The organism is Streptomyces aculeolatus (assembly GCF_020400605.1).
Lineage (GTDB): Bacteria > Actinomycetota > Actinomycetes > Streptomycetales > Streptomycetaceae > Streptomyces > Streptomyces aculeolatus.
This window is the reverse complement of sequence record NZ_JAINRD010000049.1, coordinates 1-17072: the sequence shown is the minus strand read 5'-3', so window position 1 is coordinate 17072 and position 17072 is coordinate 1. Positions and strand designations below refer to the sequence as shown.

Genomic DNA, 17072 nt, shown 5'->3' with positions numbered 1-17072 from the left:
GATGGCCGACCTCAAGGAGCGGTTCACGATCGTCATCGTGACGCACAACATGCAGCAGGCGGCGCGGGTGTCGGACCGTACCGCGTTCTTCAACCTGTCGGCGGTCGGGGAGCCGGGGCGGCTGGTGGAGATCGGCGACACCGACAAGATCTTCTCCAACCCGGAGGAGAAGGCCACGGAGGACTACATCTCGGGCCGCTTCGGCTGAGAGGCGCGGAGCGCCGAGGGGGTCGCGGGGGCCGAGGGTGTGCAGAAACGCTTCAGCACTACTCGAAGGCCAGGTGCACCAGCCAGTACACCGCCGCCGCCACCCCCGCCGCGGCCGGCATCGTGACGAACCACCCCATCACGATGTTCTTCGCCACCCCCCACCGCACGGCCTTGACCCGCTTCGTCGCGCCGACGCCCATGATCGCCGAAGTGATCACGTGCGTCGTCGAGATCGGCGCGTGGAACATGAAGGACGCCGAGTACATGATCCCCGCCGCCGTCGTCTCCGCCGCGAAGCCCTGCGGCGGCTGCAGGTCGATGATCCGCCGCCCCAGCGTCCGCATGATGCGCCAGCCGCCCGCGTAGGTACCGAGCGACAGCATCAGCGCGCAGACCACCTTCACCCACCACGGGATGGCGTCGCCCTCGTCCTCCACGTCGGCGATGACCAGTGCCATCACGACGATGCCCATCGTCTTCTGGGCGTCCTGCAGCCCGTGCCCCAGCGCCATCGCCGCCGCCGAGACGGTCTGCGCCACCCGGAAGCCGCGCTGCGCGCGCCGCGGGGTGGAGCGGCGGAACATCCACAGGATGGCGCACATCACCAGATAGCCGACGCCCAGGCCGATCACCGGGGAGACGAACATCGGGATGACGACCTTCTCCAGCACCCCGGACCAGTACACCGTGGACGACGCCGCCAGCGCCGCGCCGACCATGCCGCCGAAGAGCGCGTGCGAGGACGACGACGGCAGCCCGAAGTACCACGTGATCATGTTCCACGTGATCGCCCCGACCAGGGCGGCGAACAGGATCCACATCCCGTGCGAGCCGTGCGGGGTCTCGATCAGCCCCTCGCTCACCGTCTTGGCGACGCCGCTGCCGAGGAAGGCGCCGGCGAAGTTCATCACCGCGGCCATCAGCAGCGCGGCGCGCGGCGTCAGGGCGCGGGTGGAGACGGAGGTCGCGATCGCGTTGGCGGAGTCGTGGAAGCCGTTGGTGTACGTGAAGAAGAGCGCAACCCCGATCGTGACGACAAGCGCGAAGGTGTCCACCGGGCTCAGGACTCCTTGACCGCGATCGTTTCCACGGTGTTCGCGACCTTCTCGAAGGCGTCGGCCGCCTCTTCCAGGACGTCGACGATCTGCTTGAGCTTGAGCACCTCGATGGCGTCGTACTTGCCGTTGAAGAGGTGCGCGAGAAGCTTGCGGTGGATCTGGTCGGCCTGGTTCTCCAGCCGGTTGACCTCGATCCAGAACTCCGGCAGGTGGTTGAGCGTACGGAGGTTGGGCATCGCCTCGGCGGTCAGCTCGGCGGCCCGCGCGAGCACCTCGATCTGCTGCTCGACGCCGCGCGGCAGCTCCTCGATCTGGTAGAGGACGACGAGGTCGACGGCCTCCTCCATGAAGTCCATGACGTCGTCGAGGGAGCTGGCCAGCCGGTAGATGTCCTCGCGGTCGAAGGGCGTGATGAACGAGGCGTTCAGCTGGTGGAGGATGGCGTGGGTGGCGTCGTCGCCGGCGTGCTCCGCAGCGCGCATCCGCTCGGCGATCTCGGCCCGGGCGGAGGAATCCGCCCCGAGCAGTTCCATCAGGAGCTTCGAGCCCGTCACGATGTTGTCCGCCGAGGCGGCGAACATATCGTAGAAGCTCGTCTCCCTGGGGGTCAGACGAAATCGCACGTGATGATCCTCAGTGCTGCGAATATCGGCGAATAGGTCCTGATGATGCTAGGCGAGCCGCACCGGCGGAGCGAACCGGCTGTGCGGAACGGCCGCAGGACAGAATGCCACGAACGCGGTATCATATACCCCCTGAGGGTATATACCGCACGGTTCGCATACGGTGGTACGCACACAGCGATACGCGCACCGGGCGGATCGAGGGATGGGAAACGGAAGGACGGGCACGTGACCGACACCACGGCAACGACGGCCGCCGTCGAGACGGCGCCGGGCTCCGGCCCGCACGGGTACAGCAAGGACAAAGAGGCCCACCTCAAACGGCTCCGCCGAATCGAGGGCCAGGTCCGCGGTCTGCAGCGGATGGTCGAAGAGGACGTCTACTGCATCGACATACTCACGCAGGTCTCCGCGAGCACGAAGGCGCTGCAGTCCTTCGCGCTGCAACTGCTGGAGGAGCACCTGCGGCACTGCGTCGCCGACGCCGCCGCCCGGGGCGGCGACGAGATCGACGCGAAGGTCGAGGAGGCCACCGCCGCGATCGCCCGGATGCTGCGCGCGTAACGCCGGGCGGGTGCCCGCCGCCACCGCGTGACCGCCGCCGCTGCGCGCGTACGACCCGCGCGCAGCTCCGCGGCCCGCCCCCGTGTGCCTCCGCGCTACGGCGTGAACCCCTGGCGGCCGCGCCTGCGGTCCCGCTCGGAGCCGCGCCGCGCGGCCTCCACCCTCAGCACTTCGTCGATGCGGTCGTCGCTCAGGCGCTCTTCCGGTGCGCTCGTCGCCGCGATGATCAATTCACCGCACAACTCGATTTCGGCGAGAGCCACATGGTCCTGGACAGCCGACCCCCGACCCACGTGCAATCACCCCACTTCCCCATGCACACCCGCCGGCAGCCGGGCTCACCGCTCAGCGTAGGTAGGGCGGCACAGTCCGCGCATGACACGTCTGGACCATTTACGGCCCCGGCCTTCCCGGGCGAATCCCGACGCGACCGCGCAAACGGCCGGAATCAACTCCCGCTAGGAAGCGGTCTGTTGGCCGCTCTGGCGAACCGTTCCGGCATAGATGTCGCGATCCGCCGGAAGCGTCACCTCGGCCGGCGCCCCGAAGTCGTAGGTTTCGACGGTCGACGCCACCCGCACCGGTGAGTCGCCGGACAGCGCGAACTCGTGCCGCACCCGGCGCGGCCGGCCGTCCTCGTCCAGGTACGCGTCGAAGGGCACCGCGTCCTGGACGAACCCGTCGGCCGCCGCGGCCAGCGCCCCGCGCGCGTACGGGGACGCCGCGCGGGCGGCGCGGCCGAGGTCGGCCGTGCCCTCGTAGTGCCGTACGACGCTGTCGCCGACCCGCTCCTCGCCCACGTACCGCACCTCGCGGGCGCCGCGCAGCAACTCCGCGGCGGTCAGCGGGTCGGTGGCGCCGTTGGTGACGAGGTTGCCGTCGGACAGCCGGGTCGTGTCGAGTCGGAGCCACTTGTCGGTGGGGACGCCGGCGCCGCGGTTCTTCATGTACAGCTCGCCGCCCGCGTACAGCTCCGTGATCGGCTCCTCCCCCTGCGGCAGCACCACGCGCAGCAGGCCGCGCCGCCCCACGTAGTCGAAGGCGCCGTCGCCGCTGACGGTGACCCTGGTGCCGCCGCTGGTCATCTCCATCGCCGTACGCGCCCGGGAGCTGCCCGCGTCGGCGAGCGCGTCGGCGGCGCGCTGCACGGCCGTCAACGGGTCGCCGCCCGGGTGCTCGTCGGCCGCGGCGCCGCGCTCCGAGCAGCCGGCGGTGGCGGACAGGGCGGCCGCGGCGAGGGCGCCGAGGAGCCCGAGCACGGCCGCGGGCCGGCCCGCGGGGGCGGCGCCGGGGCGGCCGGACATGGCACCGGTACGTCCGGACGCCCCGGCGCCGGGGCGTGCGGGCGTGGTCCCGGTGCCTACGGTCCGCCGCTGCTCCGCCGCCATCTCTCGCTACCCCCGGCCGGTGTTTTCTCCGGTTCGCTTAACGATGTGGAGGGGGCACCGTCACGGTCTTTCCCACCGCGGTACCGTGACCGCGTGCTCAGCGACGGGCCCGGCGACGGGCCGGGCGACCCCGACGGCGGCGCGGGTGCCGACGGCCCGTACGGCGCCCGGAGCCACCGCACGTCGACCGCGGAGCAGGGGGCCTTCGCGTTCGCCCGGTGCAGCTGCGGCTGGACCGGCCCGGCGCGCCGCGCCCGCTCGCGCGCCCGCGCGGACGCCGCGGACCACCTGCCCGGCGGAGCCGGCTGAGGGGCGCGTCCGGCCAGGCTTTGCTACTTGGGGGTAGCGAAGGGCGGACCCGATGCGCTGTGCTGTGCGGATGGACAGGCGCACAGTGCTCCGCACCGCTCTCGCCACCGCCGCAGGCGTGGGCGTCACCGCCGGCGTCGCCGGCTGCTCGGGCGACGACGACGGCGGCGGGAAGCCGGACCCCAAGCCCTCCGGCTCGAAGGGCGGCGGAGCCACCGGCCCGCCGGACTGGCCCGCGCTCGCGCAGTCCCTCGCCGGCCGCCTGGTCCTCCCGGGCCACGACGACTACCGGGTCGCCGCCCAGCAGTACAACACCCGCTTCGACGACCTGCGGCCCGCCGGCGTCGCGTACGTCGACCACGCCGACGACGCCGCCGAGTGCCTGCGCTTCGCCCGCGCCGCCGGCGTCCCCGTCGCCGTACGCAGCGGAGGCCACTCCTACGCCGGCTTCTCCAGCGGCAACGGCCGACTCGTCGTCGACGTCTCCGCGCTGTCCGGCGTAGACGCCGACTCCGACACCGCGACCGTCGGCGCCGGGGCGCGCACCATCGACGTCTACGAGGCCCTCGCCGTCCGCGGCCGGACCATACCCGCCGGCTCCTGCGCGACCGTCGGCATGGCGGGCCTGACCCTCGGCGGCGGCCACGGGGTGGTCTCACGCGCGTACGGGCTCACCTGCGACCACCTGACGGGCGCGACCGTCGTCACCGCGGACGGCAAGACCGTCGAGTGCTCGGCGGAGGAGAACAAGGACCTGTTCTGGGCGCTGCGCGGCGCCGGCGGCGGCAACTTCGGCGTCGTCACCGAGCTGCGCTACGACACCCGCGAGGCCTCGGACGTCGTCGCCGCGAACATGGTGTGGCCGTGGTCCAAGGCCGAGGCGCTGCTGACCACCTGGCAGCAGTGGGGCCCCGACCAGCCCGACGAGCTGTGGTCCGCCGTCCACTTCGGCAACACCCGCGGCGGCGAGCCGACGATCTCGGTGGCCGCGCTGTCGCTGGGTACCGAGGACGACATGCACGAGGCCGTCGACTTCCTCGCCGACCAGGCCGGCGGGCCCGGGCCCGCCGAAGACGTCTCCATCGGCCCGCAGACGTACATCCACGCCATGCGCTCCTACGCGGGCTGCGCCCAGGCCGACCGCGAGCAGTGCCGGCTGCAGGGCAGCGTGCCGGGCCGCAACGCGCGCGGCATCCTGCAGCGCGACACGTTCGCGGCGCGCTCCGACTTCTACGACGAGCCCCTCGGCGCCGGCGGCATCGGCACGCTGCTGGACCGGGCGGAGAAGGCCTCGCGGTCGGCGGACGCGCTGTTCATCCTCACGGCGCTGGGCGGGGCGGTGAACCGGGTGCCGGTGGCGGACACGGCGTTCGTGCACCGCGGTTCGCGGGTGCTCGCGCAGTACATCTCGTCGTGGGAGGAGGGCGGGGACGGCGGTCCGGGCGAGCGGTGGCTCGCGGACACGCACACGGCGATGCGGGAGTACGCCTCGGGGGCGGCGTACCAGAACTACACGGACGCGGAGCTGCGGAAGTGGCGCGGCGCGTACTACGGGCCGGCGGCGGAGCGGCTGGCGAAGGTGAAGGAGCGGTACGACCCGGAGCGGCTGTTCGACTTCGACCAGGCGGTGTAGGCGTCCGGCGCGGAGGGGGGCGCGTTGGCGCGCGGGCCGGGCGCCGAATGCTTCCGTACGCCCCGCGCCCCCGGCTCAGCAGCCGCCGGGGCGGCTCCCCCTGCCGCTGTCCCGCCCCCGCGCCCGTACCGCCTACGCGGCCAACTCGTCGCCGTCCCGGCCGCCTCCGCCGCGCTCCAGCGGCTCCGTCCGCGGCGCCGGCACGGCCGCCGGGTCCGCCTCGGTCCCGCCCTCCGGCTCCGCCGGGTCGCCGACGAGCCACTCCGGCGCCCGCCGCACCAGCGGCATCAGCCCGGCCGTCGCCGCCGGGGCCAGCAGCAGCGCCACCGACGTGCCGAGCGCGATGCCGCCGACGACGTCCGAGGGGTAGTGCACGCCCAGGTAGACCCGGCTCAGCGCCTCCAGCAGCGCCAGCGCCAGCGCGGCGAGCCCGTACCGCTTGCTCGCCATGAAGATGCCGACGGCCAGTGCCATGGCGACCGAGGTGTGGTCGCTCACGAACGAGTACCCGGTCGTGCCCGGCAGCAGGACCTCCAGGCCCTCGTGCTCCCGGAACGGCCGCGGGCGCTCCACGATCGCGCGGATCGGCATGTTCGCCAGCAGCGCGAGGGCCGCCGCCAACGGCCCCCACAGCAGCGCGGCCACGGCGGGCACCGCGCCCGGGCGCCGGCGCACGCGCCACCAGCACACGACCAGCAGCACGCCGAGCATCCCGATGAGCCCGTACTCGCCAAGGAACGCCGCCCCGCGGTCGAACCAGGGCGGCGTGGAGTCCGCGACGCCGTTGATGTCGTACAGCACGGAAACGTCGGCGTTCGACCCGCTCGGGGGTGCCCCCGCCAGGTGCAGCGAACGCATGTCCACTCGGCTCCTCTCCCCACCCGTTTCCCGCTGATCGGCGGCTGCCGTCTTTCCTATTGCAACGGTGCCGCTCGCCCTTTGCAACGGCGCCACGGCGGTCGGCGTTCCGACTGCGGCCGAAAGATCACCGGGAGGTTATCGAAGAGTGACCGTCCGTGCGGCCGCCCCGGCGCCCCCGCGCGGCGGCCCGTCGCACGTCAGCGCCGCGTCAGCGCTCGGGCAGCGCCGCGGCGCCGGCCTCGGTGACCCGCGTCGCGCCGAAGTAGTCCGGCGAGTCGATCGGATCGAAACGGATCACGGCGCCGGTGTAAGGGGCGTCGATCATGTAGCCGCCCCCTACATACAGCCCGACGTGGTGGATGGAGCGCGAGTCGTTCATGTCGTACGCGAAGAACACCAGGTCACCGGGCAGCAGTTCGTCCCTGCCGGGGTGCGGCCCGGCGTTCCACTGGTCGTTGGCCACCCGCGGCAGCTCGATGCCCACTTCGGCGTACGCCGCCTTCGTCAGCCCTGAGCAGTCGAACCGGCCGCCCTCCTCCGGTGTACCGTCACCGCCCCACAGATAGGGCGTGCCCAGCTTCTCCTGCGCGTAGTGGATGGCGCCGGCGGCCTGCTTCGACGGCGAGAGGCGGGAGGTGGGGGCGGCGAAGCTCTGCTCCAGGGCGCTGATGATCTGGACGTAGTTCTGCGTCTCGCGGTACGGGGGCACGCCGTTGTACTTGATGACGGCGTACGGTCCCGCGTTGTACGCGGCGAGCATGTTCTCGGTCGGGTCGCCGGGCACGTCCTCGACGTAGCCGGCGAGCTTGCAGTCGTACGTGGCCGCCGACGGGATGGCGTCCTCCGGGTCGTTGATGTCGCGCTCGCCGTCCCCGTTGGCGTCGATGCCGTGGGTGGCCCAGGTGCCGGGCATGAACTGCGCGATGCCGCGGGCGTCGGCGGGGCTGACCGCGTTCGGGTCCCAGCCGCTCTCCTGGTACAACTGCGCGGCCAGCAGGGCGGGGTTGAGGGCCGGGCAGAGGTTGCCCCACTCCTGGACCAGCGCCTGGTACGTCGAGGGCACGGCGCCCTTCGCCAGGCCGACGCCGCGGCCGGCGAGGCCGGACGCGGCGGTGTACGTGCCGACGACGAGCAGGGCCAGGAACGACATCGCCATCCCCAGCCCCAGCGCCACGAACAGCCAGAGCTTGCGCACTCCTCAACCATCCCTCATCGGGCCCCGGCTGTCTGCCCGTTCCCTGCGCGGAGCGGGCTCTCAACGCCCCTTGCCCGTGCGGTCCTTCGCGCACAGCGCGGCGTCGGCCGCGCCCTGGAGGTCCGCCAGCCGGTCGCCCTCGGCGGCCCAGGTGGTCGTGTAGACGGTCACCGTCCCCCGCCCCCGGCCGGCCCGCCCGCCGGCGACGGAGTCGCCCGGCAGGTCGCCGCCGTGGCCCCAGTACACGCCGCCGCAGCTCAGCGGGAAGGACGCGACGCCGTAGCCGTACCGGCTGCCCTCGGGGTACGTGTCCTGGCCACCGACGTCGGTGGTGTCGTGGGTCATCACGCGCAGCGCCCAGCCGGGCAGCAGCCTGCCGCCGAAGAGGGCGTTCCAGAAGGTGTTCTGGTCCTTGGGCGTGGTCACGAGTCCGCCGGAGGCGCCGAACTCGTAACCGGGCAGCTCCGTCACGTCGGTGACGCCGGCCTCGGGGTCCACCGGACTGACGCCGTAGTTGCGGGCGTGCGGTCCGCGTATGGCCATCTCGTCCTTCGCGGGCCAGTACGTGTCCTTCAGGTGCAGCGGCTCGATGATGGTGCGTTCGATGTACGTGCGGTAGTCCTCGCCGGCGACGTGCTTGATCAGCAGGCCGAGCGCGAGGTAGTTGGTGTTGGAGTAGCCCCAGCGCGCGCCGGGTTCGAAGTCGGCGGGGTGGTCGAGGGCGAGCGCGAGGTACTCCTCCTCGGTGGCAGCGCGGCTCCAGTCGACGAACTGCAGGTACTCCGGCAGCCCGCTGGTCTGCTTGAGCAGCTGCCGGACCGTGACGCCCGTGCCGGCGAGCTGCGGCACGTACCGCGCGGCGGGCGCGTCGAGCCGCACCTCGCCCGCGGCGACGAGCCGCATCACGGCGGTCGCGGTGAACGCCTTGGTGTTGCTGGCCATCCGGAAGCGCCCCTCGGCACCGACCATGGGCCGGCCGGTCGCCGTGTCGGCGACGCCGGCGGTACGGGTCGTGCGGCCGTCGTACGCCAGGGCGCCGGGGACGCCGTCGCGCTCCACGAGGGCGTCCAGGCGGCTCTGTACGGGGTCGGGGGCGCCCTCGCCGCCGCGGGCCGCTGCGGCGGGCGCGGCGGTCCCGACGGCACCGGCCACGACGGCGGCGAGGAGGGCGGCGGCGCCGGCGCGGCGGGCGGCGGTGCGGGGGCGGGTCCACGTGCGGTTCACGGCGGTCTCCTCGGGTCGTGGTGGCGATGGGCTCCACCCTCGCTCCCGTACGGCCCGTGATCACGGGTGCGGACCGCCGAACCGGGGGTGTCACCAGCACCACCCCCGCGGACGCCGTACGCCCCCGCGCCCCGCCCGCACCCGGGTCAGGCGGCGGCAGCCCCGGCAACGGACACCCCGGCCGCCACCACGGCCTCCGCCAACTCCCCGCCCGCGCCCACCGACCCGGCCGTCTCGGCCGGCTCCCCCGACTCGGCCGACTCCGCCGCCGGTCCGGCGGCCTCGTGCAGGGACGCCCCCACGCCGCTGACCGCCCCGACGACCACCACGACCCCCGAGACGACCGTCATCCCTTCGAACACATCCGCCGCCTTCCCTGGGGCCTGTTTGAGTCAAATCCACCAACGAGACCCGCCCGGCGCCCGTCACCGCGACACCCACTCTTCACATGCTCCGATTCACCGCAGGTAGGACAAGCCGATCGCCTCTCCGGCCCCGCAGGCACACAGCGTTGCCAATAGTCACCTAACGTGATACACACAGGAAAGCCAGTGGAGAACGCCGAACACCCTTGTGAAATCGCCGCGGTTGACGCCAAATCGACTCTCACACGGGCATCATCAGAGAGGATGGACGATGACTCCTGCCGTCCATCCCGGACGGCAACACAGCGCATGGGGCGGTGAGTTACGACATGTTCCTGGCAGCCGACAAGGGCGACATCAACACCATCATCGGCGGTATCGCCCCTGACTGGGGCCCCTTCGGAAGCCTGGGCCAAGAAGCGCGCGTGATGATCGAAGTGGTCATGGCGGTCGCGATCCTGCTGTGCCTGGGCATCGCGATCTGGGGCGCGGCCAAGCAGCGCATCGGCGCGACCGCGCTGCGCGACACGTTCAGCGCGGAGCAGGGCAAGGGGTTGATCGTGGCGGGACTGACGGGAGTGTTCATCATCGGCTCCCTCGGCACCGTGTTCACGATCGTGTACGGAATGGCGGTGTAGGCCGGGCCGTGACTTCAGGGCCAGGCGTACGGCGAACAGCGGTGCGGCACACGGCGACGGGACGTCGACCGAGCCCGCGACCCGGGAGGCAACCACCCCCCGGCCGCGGCCCGGGGACCCCCGTACGCCGTCGGACGGCGCACCGCTACCTTCTTGTGCCTACGGCACGCCGGCGCAACGCAGCACCGGCGCACGGAGGGGGTGACCCGGCATGAGCCACGACGACGACTACGTCGACTACGCCACCCCGGAACCCGGCACCCGCACCCGCTTCGCCGAAGGCGACAACGACGCCCGCTACGGCGCCCCGCGCCGCGGCGGCCGCGTGTCGCCGTCCCGCGCGATGGTCACGGTCGTGAGCGTCGTGGTCCTCCTGATCGCCGCCATCGCGTTCGCGAACCGCGGCGGCAACACGCAGGACGAGGACCCCGACACCGCCGCCAACCCGGACACCAACACCCAACCCACCGCCCCCACGGGCGACACCCCGGCCAAGTCCTCCACAAACGGCATCCCCACAGGCTTCCCCCAATCCGCAGAGGGCGCCCAGTCGGCAGCCGCCAACTACGCCGTCGCCCTCGGCGGCGACCAGATGTTCACGCCCGAAGGCCGCCACGAGCTGGTCGACGCCCTCTACACGCCGGAGCTGGCGGAGAAGACCAAGACCGGGATGGACGCCGCGTACTCCGAGGACTTCCTCGCCAACCTCGGCCTCGACGCCGAGGGCGAGCCCCCCTCGGGCATGACCTTCATCTCCCGGACCGTCCCGATCGGCACGACCGTCAAGGAGTACGAGGACGGAGCGGCCACCGTCGCCGTCTGGTACACCGGCCTGATCGGCCTGGCGGGCCCCGACTCGGACGTGCCCGTACGCACCACCTGGCACACCTGGACCTTCGAACTCCAGTGGTCGGACGGCGACTGGAAGATCGCCGCCGACTCCCAGAAGCGGGGCCCCGCCCCCGTCCCCGGTGACGTACCGGCGGCGACCGACGAGCAGATCGAGGACGCCGTCGAGCAGTTCGGAGGCTTCACCTATGCCCGGTAGCCCGCGGCGTCGCATCGCCTCAGCCCTCGCCCTGTTCGCCGGCGCGCAGGCCGCTCTCCTGCTCGCCGCCCCCCGCGCCCTCGGCGCCGTGCCCGCGCAGGACGACGGCGGTGCGTGCGACAGCCTCATCGGCCCCGCCCGGGACTACTGCGAGAAGGAGGACGACGGCGGCCGCTCCGCGCCCAACTCGCCCGGCGACGTCACGGAGTCCGTCGACCCCCTGTCCTCGTTGGCCAAGGGGTGTGCCGAAGCCGCCGCGTGGACCATCGACAAGCTCTCCGACGCCGTCACCTCCACCACCACCGTCGACTTCACCAACGCCACCTTCCTGCGCCAGTACGCCGTCGTCTTCGCCGCCTCCACCATCCTCACGCTCACCCTCTGGCTCCTCGCCGTCGCCAAGCGCGCCATCCGCGGCGTCCCCCTCGGCGAAGCCCTCGGCGAGGCCATCGGGTTCCTCTGGCTCACCGTCCTCGCCTCCGCCTTCACCCCCCTCGTCCTCTACACCCTCGTCACCGCCACCGACTCCGTCACCGAAGCCATCGCCTCCGGTACGTCGTCCAACACCGACACCTTCTTCGGCGGCTTCTCCGAAGCGCTCAAGAAGGGCGAGGACATCGGCGGCGGGCCGATCATGCTCATCGTCGTCTCGCTCGTCTCCGTGCTCGCCGCAGGCGTGCTCTGGCTGGAGCTCGTCATCCGCGCCGCCCTCCTCTACGTCGGCGCCCTCCTCGGCACCGCCGTCTACGCCGGGCTCGTCGACAAGAACATGTGGCACCACGTCCGCCGCTGGGCCGGGATCATGATCGCCGTGATCCTCGTCAAACCGGTCATCGTGATCGTCCTCGGCCTCGCCGGCGCCCTCTCCGCGGAGGAAGGACCCGACGCCTTCTCCGCCGTCGTCTCCGGCCTCGCGATCATCCTGCTCGCCATCTTCGCCAGCGCGATGATCTACCGCTTCGTGCCCGGCTTCGGCGACGAGATCATGACCGCCAAGCAGGGCCGCCGCGCCACCTCCGCCAACCCGGCCTCCGCCGTCATGGCCACCCCCGCCGCGCTCGTCACCGCCGGCATGAAGACCCACGGCTCCCGCACCTCGTCCTCCGGCTCCGCCGGCGGCGCCAGCGGGGAGTCCCGCTCCACCGCCAGGCCCGCCAACCCGGTCGCGGGCGGCGTGTCCGCCCACAGCACCCGCCCGCAGCAGTCCGCCCCGCCCAAGCCCAGCACCGCCAACCAGAGTTCCGGCGGCTCCCGCTCCGGTTCCGGGTCCGGCTCGCAGGGCGGCCGCAGCGTGCCCCCGCAGTCCTCCCAACAGCCCGGAAACAGGAGGTGACCTGCGGTGACCACGCACGACACACCACCGATCACCCCCCGTCGCACGTACCTCATCGGCAAGGCCCGCCCCAACGCCATCGTCGGCCGCAACCGCGAGACCGGCGAGATCGGCCTGATCATCGGCGGCGCCTTCCTCGGCATGATGTGCGGCCTCCTCGTCCCCGTGCTGACGCTGCGCATCGTGCTGCTCATGGGCTTCCCGATGCTCGCCCTCGCCGCCGTCTACGTCCCGTACCGCGGCCGCACCTTCTACCGCTGGTTCGAGATCAGCCGCAACCACCGCCGCCTCCTGCGCAGCGGCGCCGCCGTCTACCGCTCCGGTGCGCAGGAAGCCGGCACCCGCCTCAGCGGCGAGGAGGTCGCCGTCGGCACCCCACCCGGCATCGGCCGCATCAACTGGATGGTCGCCCCCTTCGGGCCCGATGAGATCGCCGTCCTGCTGCACGCCGACCGCCGCACCGTCACCGCCGTCATAGAGATCGAGGGCCCGGGCGTCGGCCTGCGCGACAGCGAGGACCAGGAAGCCCTCGTCGACCGCTTCGGCACGCTCCTCAAGCACGCCGCCAACGGCGACGGTTTCGTACGCCGCCTGCAGATGCTCGCCCGTACGCTGCCCGCCGACCCCGACGCGCACGCCAAGGACGTCTCGCAGCGCGGCGACCCGCGCGCGCCGCAGTGGATAAAAGGCTCGTACGACCAGCTCCAGTCCATGGTCTCCACCTCCTCCGAGCAGCACCGCGCCTACCTCGTCGCCTGCATGCCCTACACGCGCGACCTCGGCCAGGAGGCCACGGTCATGGGCCGGGCGACCAAGCAGAGCCGCGACGAGTGCATCGCCGTCATCATGGCCCGCGAGCTGGGCGACATCTGCGCCCGTCTCGCCGAGGCCGACATCCGCGTACGGCAGCCGCTGGGCATCGCGCGCCTCGCGGCCCTCGTGCACTCGATGTACGACCCGGACCACCCCATCGACCACATCCAGGCCATGACCCAGCGCAACGCCTGGCCGGCCGAACTGGACGCCGTGGACCCGCAGTACCTGCGCGCCAAGACCCGCGAGTCGGCGACCCGCGACCCCTGGTGCCACGCCACCGCGTGGGTGAAGGAATGGCCGATGACCCCTGTCGGCGTGAACTTCCTCGCCCCGCTCCTCGTCCACACCCCGGACGTCATCCGCACGGTCGCCGTATGCATGGACCTGGAGCCCACAGAAGTGGCCATCGAGCGGATGCTGACGGAGAAGACGAACGACGACGCCGAGGCGTCCCGGCAGGCGAAGATGAACCGTGTCGTCGACCCCCGGGACATCGCCCACCACACCCGCATCGACCAGCGCGGCGAGGACCTCGCCTCCGGCGCCGCCGGCGTGAACCTCGTCGGCTACCTCACGGTCTCCGCCCGCTCCCCCGAGGCCCTCGCCCGCGACAAGCGCACGATCCGCGCCTCGGCGGGGAAGTCATACCTGAAACTGGAATGGTGCGACAGAGAGCACCACCGCGCCTTCGTGAACACGCTGCCTTTCGCGACCGGGATCAGGTGACCCATGGCTCAGCGGTTGATGCTCCACCTACGGACGGAACGCGCGCCGCGGCGCTGCGGTCCGCCACCCCACGCTCCGGTCCCCGCCCGGAAGGGCACCCCGCGCCACCGCGCGCTCGTCAGCACCCTGCCCTTCGCGACCGGGATCAGGTGACCCCCCATGGCCGACCTCCTCGATCTGGCGACGCGCGCCTTCGCGGGCTTCGTCTTCGGCAAGACGGAGACCCAGCGGCTGCCCGTGCGCACCTCCACCGCGCAGGCGCAAGCCGTCTACCTCCCCACCGCCGCGCCCGGCCTGGGCGACTCCGGCGTCATCATCGGCCGCGAGGTCTACAGCGGCAAGGGCTATATCTACGACCCGTTCCAGCTCTACGGCCAGCAGCTCCCCGCGCCGCACTGGCTCGTCCTCGGTGAGTCCGGCAACGGCAAGTCCGCGCTGGAGAAGACGTACGTCCTACGCCAGTTGCGCTTCCGCGACCGCCAGGTGGTCGTGCTCGACGCCCAGGGCGAGGACGGCGTCGGCGAGTGGGCACTCATCGCGCAGGAGCTGGGCATCACGCCCATCCGCCTCGACCCCCTCGCGGCCCTCGACAGCGGCATCCGCCTCAACCCCCTCGACCCGGCGATCACCTCCACCGGCCAGCTCGCCCTGCTCCGTACGATCATCGAGGTCGCCACCGGCAGCGGCCTGGACGAGCGCTCCGGCTTCGCCCTCAAGGTCGCCCACGCGTACGTCAACGAGACGGTGACCGACCGCCAGCCGGTGCTCACCGACATCGTCGAGCAGCTCCGCCACCCGGCCCCGACCGCCGCGGAGGCCATGAACGTCGACGTCGAGGACGTCCGCAACTGGGGCCTGGACGTCGCCCTCGTCCTCGACCGCCTCGTCGACGGCGACCTGCGCGGCATGTTCGACGGCCCGACGACCGTCGGCATCGACCTCGACTCGCCGCTCATCATCTTCGACCTCTCGCACATCGACCGGAACTCGATCGCCATGCCGATCCTCATGGCGATCGTCGGCGTGTGGCTGGAGCACACCTGGATCCGCCCCGACCGCAAGAAGCGCATCTTCCTGGTGGAGGAGGCGTGGCACATCATCAACTCCCCTTTCGTCGCCCAGCTCTTCCAGCGGCTGCTGAAGTTCGGCCGCCGGCTCGGCCTCTCCTTCGTCGCCGTCGTCCACCACCTGTCGGACGTCGTGGACGGAGCGGCGGCACGGGAGGCGGCGGCCATCCTCAAGATGGCGTCGACACGCACGATCTACGCCCAGAAAGCCGACGAGGCCCGCGCGACGGGAAAGGTCCTCGGGCTGCCGCGCTGGGCGGTGGAGATCATCCCGACACTCACACCCGGCATCGCCGTCTGGGACGTCAACGGCAACGTCCAGGTCGTCAAGCACCTGGTGACCGAGGCCGAACGGCCGCTGGTCTTCACCGACCGGGCCATGACGGAGTCCGCCCCGGTACCGGCCCTGGAGGCGGCGGACGACGGCAGTCCGGTGGTGATGGAGAAGGAATCGACGGTGGCCTGAGATGGCGCAGGGTCGCGGTGGACGAAACCGGGGCGGGGGCCAGGACGGCCCGGAGCGGGGCATCCCCGACGCCCTGCTCCTCGGCGGACTGGCATTCCTGCTGGGCCTCACCATCCTGGTATGGACGGCGACGGGCCTGTCCGGCGTGCTGGCGCACGGGGCGTGGCCGGACGGCGTCACGTTCACCCGGACCCCGCTGGCGATGCGCGAGCTGGTCTCGGAGCCGCACGACCTGCCGGCCGCCTGGCCGGACACGCCGGCGAAGTCCCTGTCGGGGTGGGGCCTGTTCTGGGGCCTGTTCATCAGCCAGCTGATGGTGCTCGGCACGTTCACGCTCGTGGGGATGACGACGCTGGCGAGCTGGCGGGCCCGCCGGGCCGCGGCACGCAAGGCGGCGGCGGGGGACGAGGCGCTGGCGGACGGCCTGGAGGACCGGTACGACGCGTACGGGGACCACGACGACTACGAGGACACGAAGCACCCGGCCCCGGCACCCCGGCCCAGACCGCCCGTACACCGGACGCAGAAGCCGCACCCCCAGCCGGCACCACCGAGCCAGCCCCTGCCGAGGGTCCCGCAGCAGAGCACGCCGCGGCCCCCGGCCGGCATGCCGCCGACGCACGCCGGCCCGCTGGTCTTCCGCAAGGGCAGCCCGACGGCCATGGCCGTCACCCGGGAGAAGCTGCTGGGGGCAGAGGGCCCGGCGCTCGTCATCACGTCCGACGCCGGCCTGTGGGCGGAGACCAAGGACTCCCGCGCCAAGCTCGGCCCCGTCCTCGTCTACGACCCGGGCCAGCTCTGCGACACCCCCGACCGGCTCCGCTGGTCCCCGGCCAACGGCTGCTGGGACCGCACCACGGCCGCCGCCAGGGCGGCGGCCCTCCTCCTCCCGGTACGCCCCCAGCACCGTACGGACACCACCGTGGCGGACACTGCGGAGACGATGCTCGGGAGCTGGCTCCACGCCGCCGCCGTAGCGGACCGCCCCTTCGCGCAGGTCCACCGCTGGGCCCAGGGCACGGGCGCCCACGAACCGGTGAGCATCCTCCGCTCAGCACCGGGAGCGGCCTCCGGCGCGGCCGGCGAGCTGGAGTCGGCCCTGACGGGCCACCCGGAGCGGCGGGAGGCGGCAGCGGAGCTGGTGGCGACGGCGCTGGAGGGCCTGTCGTCGATCCATATCCGCAACGCTTCAAAACCCACCCGAGCAGATTCGCTCGTTCTGGAGTCATTCATCGACGAAGGGGGAACGCTTTATCTGGTGGGTGAAGCCATCGAGGGCCCCCGGTCCCGACCGGGTGCGATGCCACTGCTCACCGCCCTCGCCGCAGACGTGGTCGAGCACGGCCGCCGCATGGCCGCAGGGTCATCCACCGGCCGGCTCGACCCACCACTCACCCTCGTCCTCGACGACATCGCAGCAGTCGCCCCCCTCGCCCAGCTCCCCGCCCTCCTCACCGAAGGCGACCGCGAGGGACTGCCCACACTGGCCACGATGCGCTCGCCGGAGCAGGCACGCAGCCGCTGGCCGGGGTTGTCGCTGGGGGTGTG

General features: G+C 72.3%; 17 protein-coding genes and 1 pseudogene. 10 read left to right on the top strand and 8 right to left on the bottom strand.

The annotated features are described in order from the left end of the window. Positions 1–208 (top strand): annotated as a pseudogene (gene pstB / locus LG396_RS38480) (phosphate ABC transporter ATP-binding protein); the annotation flags it as partial. 58 nt (positions 209–266) lie between these two features. On the opposite strand, the gene LG396_RS38475 reads toward pstB, so the two are convergent. Continuing rightward, complete coding sequence (locus tag LG396_RS38475) at positions 267–1265, bottom strand: inorganic phosphate transporter (protein ID WP_018840924.1); 999 nt, start codon at positions 1263–1265, stop codon at positions 267–269. Between the two features lie 5 nt (positions 1266–1270). Then, entirely contained in the window at positions 1271–1891 is a 621-nt protein-coding gene (locus tag LG396_RS38470; protein WP_026276740.1) for a DUF47 domain-containing protein, read from the bottom strand. A gap of 228 nt (positions 1892–2119) precedes the next feature. On the opposite strand from LG396_RS38470, the gene LG396_RS38465 reads away from it, so the two are divergent. After that, on the top strand, positions 2120–2455 hold the full coding sequence (locus tag LG396_RS38465) for a metal-sensitive transcriptional regulator (protein ID WP_037743628.1): 336 nt from the start codon (positions 2120–2122) through the stop codon (positions 2453–2455). Positions 2456–2550: 95 nt separating this feature from the next. Here the strand turns inward: LG396_RS38465 and LG396_RS38460 are convergent, their stop codons facing one another. Next, entirely contained in the window at positions 2551–2748 is a 198-nt protein-coding gene (locus tag LG396_RS38460) for a hypothetical protein (RefSeq protein ID WP_018854578.1), read from the bottom strand. 165 nt (positions 2749–2913) lie between these two features. Next, positions 2914–3843 carry an SCO4651 family lipoprotein gene (locus tag LG396_RS38455; RefSeq protein ID WP_225798266.1) on the bottom strand — a complete coding sequence of 310 codons (930 nt, stop codon included), beginning with the start codon at positions 3841–3843 and terminating at the stop codon, positions 2914–2916. 93 nt (positions 3844–3936) lie between these two features. Here LG396_RS38455 and LG396_RS38450 point away from each other — a divergent pair, with 93 nt between their 5' ends. Then, positions 3937–4152 carry a hypothetical protein gene (locus LG396_RS38450; RefSeq protein WP_018845071.1) on the top strand — a complete coding sequence of 72 codons (216 nt, stop codon included), beginning with the start codon at positions 3937–3939 and terminating at the stop codon, positions 4150–4152. A 70-nt stretch (positions 4153–4222) separates the two neighbouring features. Then, positions 4223–5785 carry an FAD-binding oxidoreductase gene (locus tag LG396_RS38445; RefSeq protein ID WP_225798265.1) on the top strand — a complete coding sequence of 521 codons (1563 nt, stop codon included), beginning with the start codon at positions 4223–4225 and terminating at the stop codon, positions 5783–5785. Between the two features lie 132 nt (positions 5786–5917). On the opposite strand, the gene LG396_RS38440 is transcribed toward LG396_RS38445, so the two are convergent. From LG396_RS38440 to LG396_RS38425, 4 genes are all read right to left on the bottom strand, one after another. Then, positions 5918–6649: a phosphatase PAP2 family protein gene (locus LG396_RS38440; RefSeq protein ID WP_225798264.1), complete on the bottom strand. Its 732-nt coding sequence runs from the start codon at positions 6647–6649 to the stop codon at positions 5918–5920. Positions 6650–6854: 205 nt separating this feature from the next. Next, positions 6855–7841: a C40 family peptidase gene (locus tag LG396_RS38435; RefSeq protein WP_037743620.1), complete on the bottom strand. Its 987-nt coding sequence runs from the start codon at positions 7839–7841 to the stop codon at positions 6855–6857. Positions 7842–7901: 60 nt separating this feature from the next. Beyond that, positions 7902–9065, bottom strand: a complete 1164-nt coding sequence (locus LG396_RS38430; RefSeq protein ID WP_225798263.1) for a serine hydrolase domain-containing protein — start codon at positions 9063–9065, stop codon at positions 7902–7904. Positions 9066–9211: 146 nt separating this feature from the next. Then, a complete protein-coding gene (locus LG396_RS38425; RefSeq protein ID WP_225798262.1) occupies positions 9212–9415 on the bottom strand; it encodes a hypothetical protein in 204 nt (67 codons plus the stop codon). A gap of 344 nt (positions 9416–9759) precedes the next feature. Here LG396_RS38425 and LG396_RS38420 point away from each other — a divergent pair, with 344 nt between their 5' ends. From LG396_RS38420 to LG396_RS38395, 6 genes are all read left to right on the top strand, one after another. Continuing rightward, entirely contained in the window at positions 9760–10068 is a 309-nt protein-coding gene (locus LG396_RS38420; protein ID WP_018840935.1) for a DUF8827 family protein, read from the top strand. 211 nt (positions 10069–10279) lie between these two features. After that, positions 10280–11116 carry a DUF8175 domain-containg protein gene (locus LG396_RS38415; protein ID WP_225798261.1) on the top strand — a complete coding sequence of 279 codons (837 nt, stop codon included), beginning with the start codon at positions 10280–10282 and terminating at the stop codon, positions 11114–11116. Then, the gene (locus tag LG396_RS38410) at positions 11106–12449 is read left to right on the top strand and encodes a hypothetical protein (RefSeq protein WP_225798260.1); all 1344 of its coding nucleotides are present in this window, start codon (positions 11106–11108) and stop codon (positions 12447–12449) included. Before LG396_RS38415 ends, LG396_RS38410 begins: the two co-directional genes overlap by 11 nt. A 6-nt stretch (positions 12450–12455) precedes the next feature. Beyond that, positions 12456–13991: an SCO6880 family protein gene (locus LG396_RS38405; protein ID WP_018840938.1), complete on the top strand. Its 1536-nt coding sequence runs from the start codon at positions 12456–12458 to the stop codon at positions 13989–13991. A 159-nt stretch (positions 13992–14150) separates the two neighbouring features. Beyond that, the gene (locus LG396_RS38400) at positions 14151–15524 is read left to right on the top strand and encodes an ATP-binding protein (protein ID WP_027746218.1); all 1374 of its coding nucleotides are present in this window, start codon (positions 14151–14153) and stop codon (positions 15522–15524) included. A 1-nt stretch (position 15525) separates the two neighbouring features. After that, on the top strand, positions 15526–17072 hold a 1547-nt coding region (locus LG396_RS38395), incomplete at its 3' end, for a P-loop NTPase family protein (protein ID WP_225798259.1).

Coding starts and splice junctions, on each gene's coding strand:
- LG396_RS38410 (WP_225798260.1), top strand. CDS start 11,106: ATGCCCGGTAGCCCGCGGCGTCGCATCGCCTCAGCCCTCGCCCTGTTC.
- LG396_RS38445 (WP_225798265.1), top strand. CDS start 4,223: ATGGACAGGCGCACAGTGCTCCGCACCGCTCTCGCCACCGCCGCAGGC.
- LG396_RS38420 (WP_018840935.1), top strand. CDS start 9,760: ATGTTCCTGGCAGCCGACAAGGGCGACATCAACACCATCATCGGCGGT.
- LG396_RS38455 (WP_225798266.1), bottom strand. CDS start 3,843: ATGGCGGCGGAGCAGCGGCGGACCGTAGGCACCGGGACCACGCCCGCA.
- LG396_RS38400 (WP_027746218.1), top strand. CDS start 14,151: ATGGCCGACCTCCTCGATCTGGCGACGCGCGCCTTCGCGGGCTTCGTC.
- LG396_RS38425 (WP_225798262.1), bottom strand. CDS start 9,415: ATGACGGTCGTCTCGGGGGTCGTGGTGGTCGTCGGGGCGGTCAGCGGC.
- LG396_RS38415 (WP_225798261.1), top strand. CDS start 10,280: ATGAGCCACGACGACGACTACGTCGACTACGCCACCCCGGAACCCGGC.